The following is an 18126-nucleotide window of genomic DNA, read 5'->3' as shown; positions in this document are numbered from 1 at the left end:
TAACTACCCCTTCGTGGTTCGTGGACGCGAGTGCAGTCGGGGAAACGATCGACGAATTCGGCGGCTGGACCGATACGCAAGATCACGTATGTTGCATCGCAAGATCGCGACGTAGGTTTTTTGGTAGGCGCCGGGGCTTAGTCCGGTGACGCAACAACGAGCTCGAGGCCGACAAATTGCGCGCGCCGTGACGGCAAAACCGGCAGTGTCGCCGGCGGATCGGCGCTAGGGTCGAGCAAAGAAGAGGAGAAGCGCGTGGCGGGGCGGCAGCGCATAGATCGCGTCCGGCGCCAGTACAATCAGTGGGTCGCCAACCAGACCCTCGAGGACTACGCGCTTCGCTTCACCGCAAAGAGTTCGCGCCGGTGGTCGGCTTCGCGCGTCGCCAACACCGCGCTCGGTGCCATCTCGTTCCTGGCACTGGAAGCGATCGGCGGCACCATTACGCTGAACTACGGCGTCACCAACGCCACCGCGGCGATCCTGGTGTGCGGCGTGATCATCTTCTGCTGCGGCCTGCCGATCGCCTATCACGCGGCCAAATGCGGCGTCGACATCGACCTTCTGACCCGCGGCGCCGGCTTCGGCTATATCGGCTCGACCGTCACGTCGCTGATCTACGCCTCGTTCACCTTCATCTTCTTCGCCATCGAGGCGGTGATCCTCGCCAACGCGCTGGAACTGTGCTTCGGCCTGCCGCTGCCGATCGGCTATTTCTTCAGCGCGGTCATCATTATTCCGGTGGTCACCTACGGCATCACCCTGATCAGCCGGTTCCAGCTCTGGACCCAACCGTTCTGGGTGCTGCTGCACATCCTCCCGTTCGCGGCGATCGCGATCAAGAGTCCGGAATCGTTCGTGGGCTGGACCCAATTCGCCGGTGAGCACGGCAGCCCAGACGGCAAGCTCGACCTGGTGCTGTTCGGCACCGCGGCCTCGGTGGTGTTCGCGCTAGTGGCACAGATCGGCGAGCAGGTCGACTTCTTGCGGTTTCTGCCGCGCGACCACCGCGCCTCGCGCGGCGCCTGGTGGATCGCGATGATCAGCGCCGGCCCCGGCTGGATCGTGCCCGGCGCGCTTAAGCTGCTGGCTGGATCGTTCCTGGCGTATTTCGCGCTGAGCCGCGGCGCGCCGCTGGACGAGGCGGCGGAGCCGGCCCACATGTACCTTGAGGCGTTCCGCACCGTGCTGGACCAGCCCGGCCTGGTGTTGGCGCTGACCGGCGCGTTCGTGATCCTGTCGCAGATCAAGATCAACGTCACCAACGCCTATGCGGGGTCGATCGCCTGGTCGAACTTCTTCTCGCGGCTGACCCATAGCCATCCCGGACGCGTCGTCTGGTTGGTGTTCAACGTTCTGGTGGCGCTGCTGCTGATGGAGATCGGCGTCTACAAGGCGCTAGAGCACACCTTGGCGCTGTACTCGAACGTCGCGATCGCCTGGGTCGGCGCGCTGGTGTCCGATCTCGTGGTCAACCGGCCGCTCGGGCTGCGACCGCGCCACATGGAATTCAAGCGCGCGCATCTGTACGACATCAATCCGGTCGGCGTCGGTTCGATGACAATCGCGACCGTCGTGTCGATCAGCGCGTTCTACGGCGTGTTCGGGCCGACCGCGAATGCCCTGGCGCCGTTCGTGGCCCTCGCGGTCGCCTTCGTCATCGCGCCGGTGATCGCCTACGCGACCGGCGGCCGGTTCTACCTGGCGCGCAATCCGAAGCGCGCCTGGCAGGGCATGGAGGCGATCAAGTGCTGTATCTGCGAGCATTCGTTCGAGCCGGAGGACATGGCCTCCTGCCCGGCCTATGCCGGGCCGATCTGCTCGCTGTGCTGCTCGCTGGATGCCCGCTGCCACGACCTGTGCAAACCGCACGCACGGATCGACGCGCAATTGACCGAAGCGCTCGGCAAGGTCCTGCCGCAGCGCGCCTACGCGTTGCTGAATTCGCAGGTCGGACACTATCTCACTGTATTCGCCGTTTCGACCGGACTGATCGGCCTATCGCTGCTGCTGATCTATCTGCAGGTCGGAACCGCCAACGAGGCGCAGCGGATCGAGCTGGCCGAAATTCTCTGGAAGCTGTTCTTCGCGCTCACCATCATCGTCGGCGTGGTGAGCTGGCTGTTCGTACTGGCGCGGCTGAGCCGGCAGGCGGCGGAGGCCGAGACGCGGCGGCAAACGCAATTGCTGATGCAGGAAATCGACGCCCACCGCCAGACCGATGCCGAACTGCAGCGCGCTAAGGAGGCGGCCGAATCCGCAAACCTCGCCAAGAGCCGCTACGTCGTCGGCCTCAGCCACGAGCTGCGCTCGCCGCTCAACGCGATCAGCGGCTACGCGCAACTGCTCGAGCAGGACAACAGCCTGCCGCCGCGGCCGCGTGATCAGATCCGGCTGATGCGGCGCAGCGCCGATCATCTGTCCGGTCTGATCGACGGCCTGCTGGATATCTCGAAGATCGAGGCCGGCCGGCTGTATCTGTCGCGCGACGAGGTGCGCTTCGGCGAGTTCCTGGATCAGCTCGTCGGCATGTTCCGGCTACAGGCCGCCGCCAAGGACGTCGAGTTCGTGTTCAAGCGGCCGCAATATCTGCCGCCGATGGTCTATGCCGACGAGAAGCGGCTGCGCCAGGTGCTGATCAACCTGCTGTCCAACGCCATCAAATTCACGCAGGAAGGCAGCGTGCATTTCATCGTGCACTACCGCAACCCGGTCGCCGAACTCGAAGTGCGCGACACCGGCCCCGGTATCCACGCCGACGATCTCGAGCGGATCTTCGCACCGTTCGAACGCGGTGCGCTCGGCGCCGCACAGCCGCACAGCGGCACCGGCCTCGGCCTCACCATCAGCAAGCTGCTCGCCGGCGTCATGGGCGGCGATCTCACCGTCGCCTCGACGCCCGGCAAGGGCTCGGTGTTCCGCGTCAAGCTGCTGCTGTCGGAGGTGACCAACCCGACCCGCACCCGCTCGATCCGCGCTCCGGTGTTCGGCTATCACGGCCCGCGTAAGACCATTCTGGTCACCGACGACGATCCGGCGCAGCGCGGCCTATTGCAGGACACGCTGGCTCCGCTCGGTTTCATCGTGCTGGTGGCGACCGACGGCTATTCCTGCATCGACCTTGCCGAACATTGCCAACCCGACTTGTTCCTGCTCGACATCTCGATGCCGGGGATGGACGGCTGGACGGTGGCAGAAACGCTGCGTACCCACGGCCACCATCACGCGCGAATCCTGATGCTGTCGGCGAGCGCTCTGGAGGCGCACGGCACGCTGTTGTCGCAATCGTTCCACGACGCCTATCTGATGAAGCCGGTCGACATTCCACGGCTGCTCGAACTGATCGGCCAGCTCCTCAAGATCGACTGGATCTACAAGGGCGAAGCTACCGCGGCAGCGGAGAGCTCCAGCGAGATTCAACACCCGCCGATGCAGCACGTCGAGGAATTGATCGAGCTCGGCAAGATCGGCTACATCCGCGGCATCGAGTCGAAGCTCGATCAGATCCACACCGATTATCCGGAGACCTGGGCGTTCGTATCTCGGATGCGAACGATGGTGGAGCAATTCGACCTCGATACCTACATGAAGACGCTGAACACGCTGTATCGCCATGAACAATGATATGAAGAAGCGCGATATCGCTCTGGTCGTCGACGACTCTCCAGAGACGTTGCGGATGCTGACCGACGCGCTCGACGGCGCCGGCATGACGGTGATGGTCGCGCTCGACGGCGCTGCGGCGATGCGGATCGTCGAGCAGATCACCCCCGACATCATCCTGCTCGACGCGGTGATGCCCGGCATGGACGGATTCGAAACCTGCCGGCGACTGAAGCGCAGCCCGGGACTGTCCGACGTGCCGGTGATCTTCATGACCGGCCTGTCGGAATCCGAGCACATCGTTCGCGGGCTGGAGGCCGGCGGCGTCGACTACGTCACCAAGCCGATTGCGATCGTCGAGATGCTGGCGCGGATCCGTGTGCACCTCAACAACGCGCGGGTCAGCCAGAGCGCCCGCGCTGCCCTCGACGTGTCGGGGCGCTTCCTGCTCGCGGTCGACCGTCTCGGCAAAGTGCTGTGGGCGACCCCGCAGGCACAGAAGCTGATCGCCGCCGACGATACGGCGGACGACGGCATCCGGCTCGACCTGCCGAGGCCGTGGCTGGAATGGCTGGAGCAACTGCACACCGGCCTTGCCCAGCCGAAGACGCCGATGAAATCGTCGATGCTGCGCAACGATGAATTGCGCCTGCAATACATGGGCAAACTCGGGCCGAACGAATTCCTGCTGCGGCTGGCGCGCGACACCGCCACCGATGCGCCGGCGCAATTCTCCGCGGAGTTCGGCCTGACAAGTCGCGAAAGCGAAGTGCTGGCGTGGCTGTCCAAAGGCAAGACCAACCGCGATATCGCGCAGATCCTGGGCCTGAGCCCGCGCACCGTCGACAAGCATCTCGAGCAGATCTACGCCAAGCTCGGCGTCGAGAACCGCACTGCCGCCGCAGCGATCGCCACCAACGCCAGCCGTCGCGATTGACGCTTCCGTCGCACAATCGAATGCCCCGCGCTAGTTCGAGACAGCGCTACGCGACTCTCCACCGTGAGGTTCTGCCCGTTGAGAGGGCCCTGGTCGCCCGGTGTCTCGATCAGCGGCAGAGCTGCTTTGGGGGCTGGCCGATGCGTTGTCGGCACGGCCGAGGCGGCCGGCGCACGCTTCGATCGCGGCGTTGAACTCGCCTCCGACCAACACCACGATCGCCGTCATCCACATCCAGATCATCAGACCGATCGCCGCACCTAGCGAACCGTAGGTCGCGTTGTAGTCGGCGAAATTGGCCAGATAATAGGACAGCGCCGCCGAGCCTGCGAGCCAGCTCAGCGTTGCCACCATGCTGCCCGGCACGACCCAGCGCCACGGCGGGGACGGACGGTTCGCGGCGGTTCGATACAACAGTGCAAGTCCGCAAAACGTCAAGGCCGCCAGCGCCGGCCAACGCCCGTAGTCGACCGCCACCGCCACGAGACTACCGAGCCCGATTTGCGACAACACGATCGGTGCCGCGATCACCAGGCCGATCGACGCGAGCACCGCGCACAGCGCTCCGCAGGTGAGCAGCAGTGAGAACGCGTTGAGCTTGATGAAACCGCGCTGTTCCTCGACATCGTAAACCGCATTGAGCGCGTCGATGATTGCCTTGACGCCGCCATTGGCGCTCCACAGCGCCAGCGACAGGCTGATCAGGAAAGCGAGGCCGAGCCTGGTCTGGCCGTTGGCGAGCACCCGGCCGACCTGGTCCTCGATCACCGAATAGGTGCCCGCCGGCACTACGCCCGATAATTGCGCGAGGTGTCCGCTGATCGTGCCGGCGTCGGCGAACAGTGCATAGGACGACACTAGCGCGGTGATCGCCGGAAACAGACCGAGCAGCCAATAGAATACCACGCCGGCAGCGACCAGGAACAGCCGATCGTCGTTGATACGCGCGTAGGTGCCGGTCGCGACTGTCTTCCACTCTCCGCTCAGCACCTGCCACGGCGAGGCGGATTGCCGCCTCGCCTCTTTCGGGCGACGACGTTCAGATGCGCGCCATCCTCGGCGCGCGGCAATGCTCGGCTCCGCAGCGGTCATCTGATCCCGACGGTTGGATGGGTGTCGACTTTTAGTGCGTCTCGGAGTTCTGCCAGCGTTCCAGATCCGGCTTGTCGGGCGGATTCTGGTCATCGACCTGCGAGCTTTGTCCCGGCTTCTTCCAGGGCTCGCGCGTCCCGCTCTTCATCGCATCGTCCGGGCGATCGTCGGGTGCCTTGTCGTCTGCCATCGCGATCACTCCAGCCGCACGTTGTCATCGGCGGCTTCGGCGACCCGCTTGGCCTTCTCGCCGACCTCGCGCGCCGCCGCCATCGCGGCCTCGGGCGTCAGCCCCTGGCGGCGGGCTTCTTCAGCCGCGGCACCCGCGACATCCCGCGCCATTTCGCTGGCACGCGCCGCCTGCTGCCGCGCGTAATCGCGCGCTTGCGCCTTCACCGCGTCGCTGGTGTCGCCGAACAATTCGCGTTCGGTTTCGGTGGCCGGCAGCGAGGCGGCGATGCCGGCGCCGATCGCGACGCCGATCGCGCCGAGCAGCAGCGGCTGATCCTCGAACAGATCGCCGAGCTTGGTCTTGGCGCTGTCGAACAGGTCCGCACCGGTTTCCGGAATCGCTCGCCCGAAGTCAGACGCACGATCGAACGCCTCGGCGCCGCGCTCGCGCGCCAGCCGCACCGTTTCGGTCGCCGCAGTCGCGGCATTGTCGCGCACGTCCGACAATCTGTCGCCGACGTCCGCGAAGCGCTCGCCGACGCGCTCGATCGCGTCGCTGGCGACGTCCGGTACGCGATCGAGGCCGCTGCCGTGCACCAGACGCGACGCGCCGGCCTTGGCGCGGTCGCCGGTGAACAGCCACAACAGCCCCATCCCGATCAGCGCGGTGGAGACCGGATTGCGTCGCATCGCGCCGCCGAGATCGGCGATCAAAGGCAAGCCATTCTTCTTGGTCATCGGATCATCTCCCCGGCCGCTTCCTTGTCGCGCTGCAACTGCTCGATCGTCATCTCGGGCTTCAGTGCCTCTGGCGACAACCGGTTCGCACCAAATCCGATCAGCAACGCCGCGAGGCCGGTGGTGCAGCCGCCGACGATCAGATACGCGATCGACGAACTGAACCCGTGCTCGACCAGCGCCGCGGCGCCCGCCATCAGCAGCACCACCAGGCCTGGAATCAAAATCACCGCGCCGGCACCGATCAGCGCGACGGCCCGACCGATCTGACCGAACTTGTCGGAGATCTCGGCGCGAGCCAGCTCGAACTCGTTGCTGACCAGCTTGGCGAACTGGGTGAAGGCGTCGCCGACCAGATCGGGGATCGAGCGATTATTCGGCGGTGTCATCGTCGAACCTCCGATTGGCATCGGCAGCGGAGACGCGAACGTCCTGCGAGGGCCGCGAGCTCTTCAAGAACCGCACCGCGCCGAAGCCGGCGAGCACCGCAAGACCGAGAAACACCGTCGGCTGCCGCCGCGCGAAATCCTGCACCCCGTGCACCAGGTCGGACAGGTCACCGCGCTGCACGGTGTCCGAGATGTCCTCGACCTTCGCGGCCGCTTTGCGCATGTAGACGCCCGCGATCGGCAGATCGTCGTCGAACTCGCGCGAGGCGCGCCGGATCGCATCGGCGATATGGGCGACGTAGTCAGCGCCGGCCTGCTTCTCTTCGTAAGCGCGGTGCTTCAGGGATTCGCCCGCCTCGGCCGCGAAATCCTTCGCGGTGTCGGCGAATTCCTCGGCCTTGGCGCGAGCCGTTTCTGCCGAATGGCTCACAATGCCCACAATCCGCTCCTTGATATCCTGCTCCGCTTCGCCGGCACGGGACGAGACGGACCGATCCGCCGTGTCCTTCTTGGCCGTCTTCGGCGGCTGTTCGCGTCCGCTCATGCCGCCGCCGGTCGTGCTGGGAGTCTTGACGATCTGCTCAGCCATCTGGATGTCTCCGATCAATGCTTGTTGTGCGAGGGCGACGGCGCCTCGAACGAGGTAGCGGCGGCTTCGGCCACCTTGCGAACACGCTGACCGAGCTCACGGACGTTCGCGGCCAGGTCCTCACCGGTCAATCCCTGCTGCTCGGCTTCGCGCGCCGCGCCTTCGTAGGCAGCGCGGCCCTTATCGACCCCGCGCGCGACCACATCCTTGGCCCGCTCGCCGACCTGCCGGCCGACGCGCTTACCACCGGCGCGGACACGCGGAAAGGCGCTGGCGATCAGTCCGCCGATCAGCAGACCGGCGCCGGCCACCAACAGCGGATGATCGGTGAAAGTCTGTTTGGCGGTTTTGCCGGCCCGATCGCCGAAGTCGATCGCCTGATCGCGCAGCCGCGCGGCGGCATCGACGCCAGCGTCGCGGGTGTCGTAGATCGTCTCCCGCAACCGGCTCGCCGCGTCACCGGCACGCTCCCGGACTTGATCAGCCGCATCGCGCACGGTGTCGGACACCGCATCGGCGAGCCCCACCCCGCGCACGGCAAGCCGCTCGGCATCGCCCGCAATCTCCTCACCGGTGGCGCTGGCGCGGCGGCGCAGTTCGTCGCTACCCTGGGCCACGCTGCGGCCGAGATCCTCTCCCTTACGCTTGAGATCGGCGGCGGTCGCGGTCGCCGTCTGGCGGAATTGCTCGGCGCGGCTCGCCACCACCTCACCCGCGGCATCGATCGCGCCGGACGTGTATTCCCGCGCTGCGGCAGCCGTATCGGCGGCATCGGCCGAGAAGTCGCGCGCGCGGCGCTCGAGGTCGCCGGCGAGATCGCGGGCCTTGTCGGATGCGCGCTGCGTCAGCTCGTTGCCCGAGCGGGTGCCAGCCAGATACAGCCCGGCGCCGATCATCAGCACCGGGGTCGGGATCGCACGGACGATCTTCCACAGCGGATAGGCCAGCGTTGCGCCGACCGCCACCGCCTGGACCGGATTGTTGCGGATCGAGTCACGGACGCCATCGGCGATGTCTTCGCCACGGGACTTGATGTAGCTGTTGACCTCCGCCTTGATCGCCGTCGGCGAGTATTTCTCCCGCACGTCGTTGGCGGTGTGAGTAACCGTGGCCCGCAATTGGCCGACGGTCTCGGTAAGGCCGGCCCGGGTACGCTCGGTGTCGCGGCGAATTTCATCCAGGCTGCGCGTGTCGTGGGCCATCAAAGCCTCCAATTCTTGTCTGCGTCCCCAACTCGACAGTGTCGGCTATGTTCCTTGCCGGCAATCCATTCATAAAAATGGGGATTTGGGAACAGCAGGGGAAGCGGCGGGAGCGCTCCGACATCCGAAATACGCCGCACCGCCCACGCCGGCTGCCGGATCGAGCGGTAACGAGGTCGGAATACGGCCGCCCCGTGCGATCATGCTTTCCGCCTCCTGACGATGTTCGCTACAAAGCGAAGCGCGAATGCCGGCCAACCGGCGGCGCGACAATCCGGGCTCGCCGCGAACCTGCGGTCGCGACCCGTACAGGGGGGACATGATGGCGCTTCACGACTTCACGCTGGCCGACGTCTATCGCCGCAACGCGGTGCTGTTTCCCGAGCGCACCGCCTTCGTGGTCGACGGCGTCCGCCTGACCCACCGCGACTATCTGGCGCGGGCCGAGCGGCTGGCGAGCGGCCTGCTGCGCGACGGCGTGCGGCCGGGCGACCGGGTGGCGATCCTGTCGCAGAACTGCATCGAGATGGTCGAGCTGATCGGCGCGGTGGCGTTGATCGGCGCAATCCTGCTGCCGGTAAACTATCGGCTCAACGCCGACGAGATCGCCTTCGTGCTCGGCGACGGCGCGCCCAGCGTGGTGATCGCCGGCTCCGACTATCGCGACATCGTCGCCGGGGTGCTGCCCTCGCTCGGCAGCGTGCAGACCGCCTACGCGATCGGGGGCGGCAGCGGACCGTTCGCGCCGTTCACCGAGCTGTCCTCGGAGGCTCCCTTCACCCCGGCCGAGTTCGGCGCCGCCGACGGCTTCGTCATCATCCACACTGCGGCGGTCGGCGGCCGGCCGCGCGGCGCGCTGATCTCGCAGGGCAATCTCTTGATCGCGCAAAGCTCGCTGGTCGAAGCGTGGCGTCTGACCGAAGCCGACGTCAATCTTGGCATGCTGCCGCTGTTTCACGTCACCGGTCTCGGCCTGATGCTGACGCTGCAGCAGGCCGGCGGCGCGAGCGTGATCGCCGCGAAGTTCGACCCGGCGCAGGCGGCGCGCGACATCGAAGCCCACAAGGTGACGGTGATGGCCGAGTTCGCCCCGATGCTCGGCAACATTCTCGATCAGGCGCAACCAGCGCAGCTCAAAAGCCTGCGCGCCGTAACCGGGCTCGACACGCCGGAGACGATCGAGCGGTTCGAAGCCGCCTGCCCCGACGCGACGTTCTGGACGACGTTCGGCCAGTCCGAGACCTCAGGTCTTTCGACGTTCGCGCCGTATCGCGACCGGCCGAAATCCGCCGGACGGCCGCTGTTCTGGCGCACTGTCGCGGTGGTCGACGCCGAAGACCGGCCGCTGCCGCCGGGCGAAGTCGGCGAGATCGTGCTGCGCGGCCCGACCGTGTTCAAAGGCTATTGGAACAACGCCGCCGCAACCCAGCACGCCTTCCGCAACGGCTGGCACCACACCGGCGACATGGGCCGGTTCGATGCCGACGGCTATCTGTTCTATGCCGGCCGCGCGCCGGAAAAGGAGCTGATCAAGACCGGCGGCGAGAACGTCTATCCGGCCGAGGTCGAGGGTGCGTTGAAGCAGCACCCGGCGATCGCCGAAGCTGTGGTGATCGGCGTGCCCGATCCGCAATGGAGCGAGGCGATCAAGGCGGTGTGCGTCTGCAAGCCGGACCAGAGCATCGACGCCGAGACGCTCGCCGAATTCGTGGCTTCGCTGATCGCGCGCTACAAGAAGCCGAGGCACGTCGTGTTCGTCGAAGCCCTGCCGAAAGACGCCAAGGGCGCGATCGACCGCGCGGCCGTGAAAGCGGCGCACGGACAGGCGTGACGCCGATCGGCCCCACGCTTCACTGCAGCGAAAACCGCACCGGCACGGTGAAGCTCAGCGACGACTGTGTGATCTCGCTCGGGAACGGCGGCAACGGCTGGGCGCGCCGGATCATTGCCAGGGTCTCGGCATCGAGCGCGGCGTGACCGGAGCTGCGCGCCAGCCGGCTGCCGAGCACCTGGCCGCTGCGGCCGACAGTGAACGACAGCATCGCGGTGCCCTGCTCGCGAGTCGCCCGTGACGCAGCCGGATATTGCTTGTAGCGCGCAAGATGCGCGGCGAGCCGGTCGCGATAGGACGGCAGCGCCGCAGCAGCGGCGGCGCGCCCGGCGCTCGGAGCAGCGGCGAGTGCCGCCTGCCGCTCGGCCTTCGGGGCGGCGGTGGTGCGCGGCGCAGGCGGATGCCGATGCGGTTTCGATTTCGCCGCGTCGCGCTTGATCCGCTCGCGCCTGACCTCCTCGCGCTTCGGCTTGGGCTCTTCGCGCTCCGCACGCTCGATGGCAGCGGGCGGCTGCGGCAGCACGACGTCCGGCGTCGGCAGCAGCGGCGCCGGCGGCTCGGGCTGCTGCGCCGCAAGGTGCTGCGCAGCCTCGGGAGCGGGGCGCGGCGGCGGCTGTTTCGCCTCCTCCTGCGGGGCCGGCGCTTCCTGCATCTGCGGCCCCGGCGCCAGGTCCTGCGGCTGCAGCGCCGGCGCCGCCGACGCCGGCGCCATGTCGACCAGAATCGCCGGCATCTCGACGCCCGGCGAAGGGGTCTGCTGATACCAGGCGACCGCCGCCGCGATCAGTCCAAAATGCGCCACTACGATCGCAGCCGCCGACAGCAGCCATTGGCTGCGGCCGCGGCCCGTCGTCTCGTGCAGCGCGTAGTCGTTCATGGCTGATCCCGGCCGTCGAGCCCGACCAGCGCGACCTTCAAATAACCGGCATCGCGCAGCAGATTCATCACCGCCATCAGCTCGCCGTAGCTGACCGCCTTGTCGGCGCGCAGGAAGATCCGTTCGTCCTTGTTGCCGTTCGTCGCGCTCTGCAGTGCCGAGCCGAGTGCGTCGCGCGCCACGATGGTCTCGCCGAGCGCCAGCGTCAGGTCGGGCTGCACCGACAGATACACCGGCTTGTCGGGTCGCGGCTGCGGCGCCGCAGTCGAGGCCGGCAGATCGACGCCGATATCGACGGTGGCGAGCGGGGCTGCGACCATGAAGATGATCAGCAGCACCAGCATCACGTCGATGAACGGCGTGACGTTGATCTCGTGCGCGACCTCGAGATCGTCCTCTGTCGCGGGCCGCCGTCCGCCGAGCCGCACGCCCATCGCCTCAGCCTGCCCGCATCTGCCGCGCCGAGCGGCCGCGGTCGCGGCTCACCAGCAGCAGCACCTGCGCCGAGGCATCGCCGAGCAGCGACCGATAGCCGGCGATGGCGCGGACCAGATAGTTGTAGATCACCACCGCCGGCACCGCGGCGACGAGGCCGAGCGCGGTGGCGAGCAGCGCCTCGGCGATGCCCGGCGCCACGACCGCCAGATTGGTGGTGTGCGCTTCGGAGATGCCGATGAAGGCGTTCATGATGCCCCACACCGTGCCGAACAGGCCGACGAACGGCGCCACCGCACCGATGGTGGCGAGAATCCCGGTGCCGCTCGCGATCTTGCGCGCCATCGCCGCTTCGGCTCGCTCCAGCCGCAGCGCGACGCGGTCCTTGAAGTCGGCATCGAAAGTCCAGCCCGACAGGCTGCCTTCGCGCGCCGCAGTCTGAATCAGTTGCGACACCGCGTCATGCGCGCCCTCGGCGTCGCGGCCGAGCTCGGCCAGCGTGGTATCGGTTTCGAGCTTGGCCAAGCCGTCGCGGGCGCGCGCGGTCTCGCGGCGCAGCTCGATCGTCTTCGACAGCCATACCGTCCAGGTCGCAAGCGACGCCAGCGCGAGGCCGGCCATCACCACCTTCACGACGATGTCGGCATTCCGGAACATGCCCCAGGGCGACAGATCGCGCGGCAGGCTGGCCATGTCGGTGGCGGCCTGCGCGGCGGTGGCGTGCAGCAGCGCAATGGCAGCGCCAAACACGCCGGCATGGACGAGATTGCGGATCATCGACGGGACGCGAAACGGCGGCATCATCCACTTTCGACAGACAAAGACGTTCGGCGCGGGGCCGCGAGCTATCGCACGGATCGCCGGCCGCTCGAAGTCAATTCTGGGGCCGCCGAACCGATACCGAACGGCCATCGCACAATCGCGGCAGACGCGGCTTGTTCTGGCTCAAAGCGGGTGTTTCCGGAACCGCGGCTCATTCGCCGACAGTGGCTTGCCGGCTCGCTCCATCGCGCGGAATTCCTCCGCAGGTGCGGCAGAGAAGCCGTTTGCAGTCGCGCGCGCGACCTGCCACACTCTGCGGAACACAACCGGCACCATAAGCCGAGACAACAAGAAACGGGAGGATGGATGAGCTCCTACGAGACGATCCTGGTCGAGCGGCCGGATCCAGCGGTCGCACGCATCGTGATGAACCGTCCAGATGCGCGCAACGCGCAAAATCTGCAGATGACCTACGACCTCAACGCCGCGTTCGACGACGCGGTGCAGGACGACACCGTCAAGGCGATCATCCTGGCCGGCGCCGGTCCGCACTTCTCGGCCGGGCACGATCTGCGCGCAACCACCAAGAACGAAGCTGGTATCGACTTTCCGCCGGTCGGTGCCTGGGGCGGCTTTGGCGAGCCGGGCGCGCACGGACGGATGGCTCGCGAGCAGGAGATCTATCTGCAGATCACCCGGCGCTGGCGCAATCTCGCCAAGCCGATGATCGCGGAAGTCCACGGCAAGTGCATCGCCGGCGGGCTGATGCTGGCCTGGGCCTGCGACCTGATCGTCGCCGCCGACTCGGCCGAGTTCTGCGACCCGGTGGTGACGATGGGCGTCTGCGGCGTCGAGTGGTTCGTGCATCCCTGGGAGCTCGGCCCGCGCAAGGCGAAGGAGCTCTTGTTCACCGCCGACAGCTGGAGCGCGCAAGAAGCCCACCAGCTCGGCATGGTCAATCACGTCGTGCCCGCCGCCGAACTATCCGCCTTCACCATGGCGCTCGCGCAGCGGATCGCCGCCAAGCCGAGCTTTGCGCTGAAGATGACCAAGGAAGCGGTCAATCGCTCGGTGGACATTCAAGGGCAGCCGGCCGCGATCGATCAGGCGTTCGCGCTGCATCAGCTTTGTCACGCTCACAATCTGCAGGAGTTTGGAATGATCGTCGATCCGTCGGGACTACATCCGTCGGTGCGCAAACAGGTGAAGGTGTAAGCGATGGATCTCACGCCCAGTGACGAACAGCGGCTGCTGCGCGAAAGTGCCGACCGCTTCATCGCCGAGACCTACACGACGAAGCTGCGCGAGCAGAACGCCAAGGAGCCGTTCGGTTTCAGCGAAGCGATCTGGAAGCAGTTCGCCGATCTCGGCTGGCTGGCGCTGCCGCTGCCGGAGGCTCATGGCGGCATCGGCGGCGGCGCGATCGAAGTCGGCATCCTGATGGAAGCGTTCGGACGCGGCCTCGTCAGCGAGCCGTATCTGTCGACCGTGGTGCTCGGCGCCGGCCTCGTCGCCGAGCATGGCCGCGACGAGCAGAAGGCGGCGCTGCTGCCGAAGGTCGCCGACGGCACGCTGCGGCTCGCCTTCGCCCACGCCGAACGCGCAGCCCGCGCAGATCTCGCCCGCGTCGACACCACCGCGCGCAAGGATGGCGACGGCTATGTGCTGGACGGCGCCAAGGTCGCGGTGCTGGACGGCGCGTCGGCCGATCAGCTCATCGTCTCTGCCAGGCTGGCCAACAACGGCAGCAGCTCGCTGCGACTGTTCCTGGTGCGGCGCGACGCGGCCGGGCTGACGCTCGCCGACTATCCCCGGCTCGGCGGTGGTCGCGCCTGCAATCTCACGCTGCAAGGCGTGCGCGTCCCCGCCGACGCGATGCTCGGCGCCGACGGCGATGCGTATCCGGCGGTCGAAGCCGTGGTCGATCGCGCGCTCGCGGCGATGTCGGCCGAAGCGGTCGGCATGATGCAGACCCTGACCGACAAGACGCTCGACTACACCAAAGTTCGAAAACAGTTCGGCCGGCCGCTCGCCGCCAACCAGGTGGTGCGGCATCGGCTGACCGACATGTCGGTGCAGGTCGATGAGGCGCGCTCGATGGCGTTGCGCGCCGCGCTGAAGACCGAAGCCGACGCGGCCGAGCGTGGCCGCGCCTGCTCCGGCGCCAAGGCCAAGATCGGCAAGGGCGCGCGCTTCGTCGCCGAGCAGTCGGTGCAGCTTCACGGTGGCATGGGCGTCACCGAGGAACTCGATGTCGGCGCATATTTCAAACGGCTGCTGGCGTTCGAGACGTTGTTCGGCGGCAGCCCCCATCATTATCGCCGCCACGCCGCGCTCAGCGGCCGGCCAGTTTAAGCACAGCGAGGCATCGACATGGACATGACCTTCGGCGACGCCGAGCTCGCCTTTCAAAGGGAAGTCCGCGACTTCATCGCGGCCAATCTCACGCCCGACATGAAGCGGGCGGAACAACTCAACGCTTCCGTGTTTTCCGAGCCGGAGACCGGCGTGCCGTGGCAGCGCGCCCTCAACGCCAAGGGCTGGGGCGCACCCGGCTGGCCGGTCGAATACGGCGGCACCGGCTGGACGCCGGCGCAGCGCTGGATCTTCGAGACCGAATGCGCCCATGCGGGCGTCCCGTCCCCGACGCCGATGGGCGTGAAGATGGTCGGCCCGGTGATCATCGGCTTCGGCTCGCCGGAGCAGAAGAACTACTTCCTGCCCCGGATTCTGTCCTGCGAGGATTATTGGTGCCAGGGCTATTCGGAGCCCGGCTCGGGTTCGGACCTGTCGTCGCTGAAGACCCGTGCGGTGCGCGACGGTGATGAGTACGTCATCAACGGCACCAAGATCTGGACCACCCACGCGCACAACGCCAACATGATGTTCGCGCTGGTGCGCACCAGCGACGAGCCGCGGCAGCAGGACGGCATCAGCTTCGTGCTGATCGACATGAAGAGCCCCGGCATCACCATCCGGCCGATCCTGACCATCGGCGGCGACCACGAGGTCAATCAGGTGTTCTTCGACGACGTTCGGATTCCGGCGTCGAACCTGGTTGGCGAGGAAGGCAAGGGCTGGACCTACGGCAAGTACTTGCTGGAATTCGAGCGCGGCTCCGGCATCGCTTCGGCCAAGCTGCGCAAGGCGCTGCACCGGACGGCGGCGTTCGCCGAGTCGGAGGCGACCGGACGGGCGATCGAGGATCCGGACATCGCGATCCGGATGTCGGAGGCCGAGGTCGATATCGACGCGCTGGAAATGACCGAGCTGCGGGTGCTGTCGGCGCTGCAGAACGGCCAGAACCCCGGCGCGGTGTCATCGATCCTGAAGCTGCGCACCAGCGAGATCTACCAGGCGGTGAGCCGGCTCGGCGTCGACGTCATTGGCAACGACGGCCTCTATGTCGAACCGACCCGCCCCCTGCACCGCCTCAACGCCCCGCCGGCAATTCCCGAGGACGAACTCGCCGTGATGCCGACGCATCTCAACGGCCGCGCCTACACCATCTTTGGCGGAACGTCGGAAATCCAGCGTGATATCATCAGCAAGCTGGTGCTGGGGCTGTAGGCGGCCCAATCAACGCTCACCAACCGATCAACGCGCCTCGAAGGATGAGCCGCACGCGCTTGCCACCACATCCTTCGAGGCTCGCCCTTCGGGCGAGCACTTCAGGAACAAGCAATGCTTCAGTAACCGTTACTAAGGCACCGGTCGTCAATCATGGCTGACGCCTATTCATACCCTCGTTTCTCGACACGATGGACAGCGCAACACCCGCCGTCAAAGTAAGATTCTCTGCACTACAAGCGCGACTGTACACGGACATCCATCGTAAGCGTGAATGTAGGTGGGGTGTTGATCTTATGTAACGCTTGCCATTGCTCTGCCCTGTCCGAAGGCTTGAAAATCAATCCTGGTCTGTCGGGATTCCAGTCGGCGGAAGACGGTCCGGTTTTCCGCGCATGCGCTCTAGCTGTTGCAACTCAGGATGACTTTGTCTGCGCAGTTGATGCGCAATATATTCCGGATACGAAATCGGGCCCACCGCTCGCAACGCACCAGGAACAGTCAACCACGCCAACCCATTGCGATACTCCGCACTAAGCTCATCTAACAATTTGGCGTCGTCGGTGATCTGGATCACCATGCTGGTTCCGGAAGGCGGCTGCACGATCAACGAGAGCGAAGTCGCTTGCCGAAGAATGAGAAGCACCCATCCGCCTGGCCAGCGGAGCACGTCCCTCAAGGCGCCTAGATCAACGCTGCGCAGGTAACCTGACCCACGGATGGGTATCGCCCGACGTTTTTGAAGATCGGCTTCACGGAAGGCTTTCCGGAGATCCAGCCCATAGGATGTCTTCAGGAACGGTTCGCCGAACAGCTTAAAACCGACGGCCAAAGCAAGCTTAGCAAGAAAGCGTCCATCTGCGGCTGCCGATATGGTCACTGTATTGTGGAGCCGCTCTCCACGCGCAGACATGGCTTCGATTTCATTCATAAGACGAAGGTCATCCGCCTGCTTCGGGTCAGCTCGATCGAGCTCTTTGAAATGATTCCATGTCGGTGGGACATCGAGATTCGTGACAAATTTCTCAGCCTTTGCGAATTGTTGCTTCACCGACAATAGGGCTGTGCAAATCCAGTAAATTTCGGCCGACGTTAGAGCGATCAACACGCGCCCCGCCTTCGATCGCTTCGATTGACGGCGCGGGTCTCCGCCGGCGTACGAGTCCCAAGTGGTTTCTTCACTTGCTTCTCGGATATGGACGATGTTGGCACCGGGTGCGCAAACCCAGAAATCAGCTATCTCTCCGTCTTTCATCTGCACATTCTGGATGCTGCCTAGATAGCTCAAAGGCAGGACGCGACTCGGCTTCTCTGGGTCGAGATAGTCAAGGCCATCGTATTGCCGCTCTGCGGAACCAAAGAAGCCCTTGATAAAAGCGCCGTCTACAAAAACACCTGACAAATTATTGCATGTTCCGCAAACATCGTTGGTTCGCCAGAATGGTGGTAGGAAGTCGCCCCCCAATGCGTCGGGCCAGATATGCTCGTCAGAAAACTCGACTTCCGGTTTATCAACGCCACAATAGATGCACGTCCTCATATCTGGACCCCACGATAGCAGCGTTTAGCTGATTTCACGTTACCGTGCTGAGACGATAGGTAGCTAATAGCTGATGGACAGCCGTAACTGCGCAACCGTCTCCGCAATTGCTTGAAAATGGAAATCAGATTTCAGGCTGGGCTACTCCTCCTGCTCAGGCCGCACCTTCCAGACGGCATGTGTTTTGTCGCCAGACTTGGCCAAGACTTCGTCTACATCCACGGGACAGAAGTGTTTGGTCACAGACTTTATAGGGTGAAAGTGCGGCGTGTGGCTCGTGACCTGTCCTGCCGCTGACCTGCCACTGAACTTTCATCCAGCTACAGTTAGAGTCTCGGCGGTTTTTACGCCGGTCGGCGTATGTCGAGCAACGGGCGATCGGCGAAGCTG

At 65.6% G+C, this 18126-nt stretch carries 16 protein-coding genes; 6 read left to right on the top strand and 10 right to left on the bottom strand.

Annotated features, from left to right (window positions below; translation table 11 throughout):
* Positions 1 to 255 precede the first annotated feature (255 nt).
* On the top strand, positions 256 to 3624 hold the full coding sequence (locus tag M9H71_RS19440; RefSeq protein ID WP_455406571.1) for a hybrid sensor histidine kinase/response regulator: 3369 nt from the start codon (positions 256 to 258) through the stop codon (positions 3622 to 3624).
* Positions 3614 to 4540 carry a response regulator gene (locus M9H71_RS19435; RefSeq protein ID WP_455406570.1) on the top strand — a complete coding sequence of 309 codons (927 nt, stop codon included), beginning with the start codon at positions 3614 to 3616 and terminating at the stop codon, positions 4538 to 4540. Before M9H71_RS19440 ends, M9H71_RS19435 begins: the two co-directional genes overlap by 11 nt.
* 30 nt (positions 4541 to 4570) lie before the next feature.
* Here M9H71_RS19435 and M9H71_RS19430 read toward each other — a convergent pair whose 3' ends face one another.
* The 6 genes from M9H71_RS19430 to M9H71_RS19405 form a co-directional block, all read right to left on the bottom strand.
* Positions 4571 to 5530 (bottom strand): YihY/virulence factor BrkB family protein, encoded by a 960-nt coding sequence (locus M9H71_RS19430; RefSeq protein ID WP_455406569.1) that lies wholly within the window; start codon positions 5528 to 5530, stop codon positions 4571 to 4573.
* Positions 5531 to 5663: 133 nt separating this feature from the next.
* The gene (locus M9H71_RS19425) at positions 5664 to 5822 is read right to left on the bottom strand and encodes a hypothetical protein (RefSeq protein WP_230762281.1); all 159 of its coding nucleotides are present in this window, start codon (positions 5820 to 5822) and stop codon (positions 5664 to 5666) included.
* A gap of 5 nt (positions 5823 to 5827) precedes the next feature.
* Complete coding sequence (locus tag M9H71_RS19420) at positions 5828 to 6541, bottom strand: hypothetical protein (RefSeq protein WP_455406568.1); 714 nt, start codon at positions 6539 to 6541, stop codon at positions 5828 to 5830.
* Entirely contained in the window at positions 6538 to 6930 is a 393-nt protein-coding gene (locus tag M9H71_RS19415) for a phage holin family protein (protein ID WP_164602376.1), read from the bottom strand. The genes M9H71_RS19420 and M9H71_RS19415 overlap by 4 nt, the downstream gene beginning before the upstream one ends.
* On the bottom strand, positions 6914 to 7519 hold the full coding sequence (locus M9H71_RS19410) for a hypothetical protein (protein ID WP_455406567.1): 606 nt from the start codon (positions 7517 to 7519) through the stop codon (positions 6914 to 6916). Before M9H71_RS19410 ends, M9H71_RS19415 begins: the two co-directional genes overlap by 17 nt.
* Positions 7520 to 7533: 14 nt before the next feature.
* A complete protein-coding gene (locus tag M9H71_RS19405; RefSeq protein ID WP_455406566.1) occupies positions 7534 to 8721 on the bottom strand; it encodes a hypothetical protein in 1188 nt (395 codons plus the stop codon).
* Positions 8722 to 9043: 322 nt separating this feature from the next.
* Here M9H71_RS19405 and M9H71_RS19400 point away from each other — a divergent pair, with 322 nt between their 5' ends.
* Positions 9044 to 10552 (top strand): AMP-binding protein, encoded by a 1509-nt coding sequence (locus tag M9H71_RS19400; RefSeq protein WP_455406565.1) that lies wholly within the window; start codon positions 9044 to 9046, stop codon positions 10550 to 10552.
* A gap of 19 nt (positions 10553 to 10571) precedes the next feature.
* Here the strand turns inward: M9H71_RS19400 and M9H71_RS19395 are convergent, their stop codons facing one another.
* From M9H71_RS19395 to exbB, 3 genes are read right to left on the bottom strand one after another with little or no spacing between them, the layout of a single operon-like run.
* The gene (locus tag M9H71_RS19395) at positions 10572 to 11429 is read right to left on the bottom strand and encodes a TonB family protein (protein ID WP_455406564.1); all 858 of its coding nucleotides are present in this window, start codon (positions 11427 to 11429) and stop codon (positions 10572 to 10574) included.
* Positions 11426 to 11863, bottom strand: a complete 438-nt coding sequence (exbD, locus tag M9H71_RS19390; RefSeq protein ID WP_455406563.1) for a TonB system transport protein ExbD — start codon at positions 11861 to 11863, stop codon at positions 11426 to 11428. Before exbD ends, M9H71_RS19395 begins: the two co-directional genes overlap by 4 nt.
* A 4-nt stretch (positions 11864 to 11867) precedes the next feature.
* Complete coding sequence (exbB, locus tag M9H71_RS19385) at positions 11868 to 12668, bottom strand: tonB-system energizer ExbB (protein WP_455406562.1); 801 nt, start codon at positions 12666 to 12668, stop codon at positions 11868 to 11870.
* A 324-nt stretch (positions 12669 to 12992) separates the two neighbouring features.
* Here exbB and M9H71_RS19380 point away from each other — a divergent pair, with 324 nt between their 5' ends.
* The 3 genes from M9H71_RS19380 to M9H71_RS19370 are packed head-to-tail and all read left to right on the top strand — an operon-like array spanning position 12993 to position 16196.
* Complete coding sequence (locus M9H71_RS19380) at positions 12993 to 13841, top strand: enoyl-CoA hydratase (protein WP_455406561.1); 849 nt, start codon at positions 12993 to 12995, stop codon at positions 13839 to 13841.
* A gap of 3 nt (positions 13842 to 13844) precedes the next feature.
* Complete coding sequence (locus M9H71_RS19375) at positions 13845 to 14981, top strand: acyl-CoA dehydrogenase family protein (RefSeq protein WP_455406560.1); 1137 nt, start codon at positions 13845 to 13847, stop codon at positions 14979 to 14981.
* An 18-nt stretch (positions 14982 to 14999) separates the two neighbouring features.
* On the top strand, positions 15000 to 16196 hold the full coding sequence (locus M9H71_RS19370) for an acyl-CoA dehydrogenase family protein (protein ID WP_455406559.1): 1197 nt from the start codon (positions 15000 to 15002) through the stop codon (positions 16194 to 16196).
* A gap of 340 nt (positions 16197 to 16536) precedes the next feature.
* On the opposite strand, the gene M9H71_RS19365 is transcribed toward M9H71_RS19370, so the two are convergent.
* Positions 16537 to 17736: an HNH endonuclease gene (locus M9H71_RS19365; protein WP_455406558.1), complete on the bottom strand. Its 1200-nt coding sequence runs from the start codon at positions 17734 to 17736 to the stop codon at positions 16537 to 16539.
* Between the last annotated feature and the right edge of the window lie 390 nt (positions 17737 to 18126).

Source organism: Rhodopseudomonas parapalustris, from assembly GCF_053772255.1.
The sequence above is the reverse complement of the archived record's forward strand: the minus strand, read 5'-3'. Positions and strand labels throughout refer to the sequence as shown.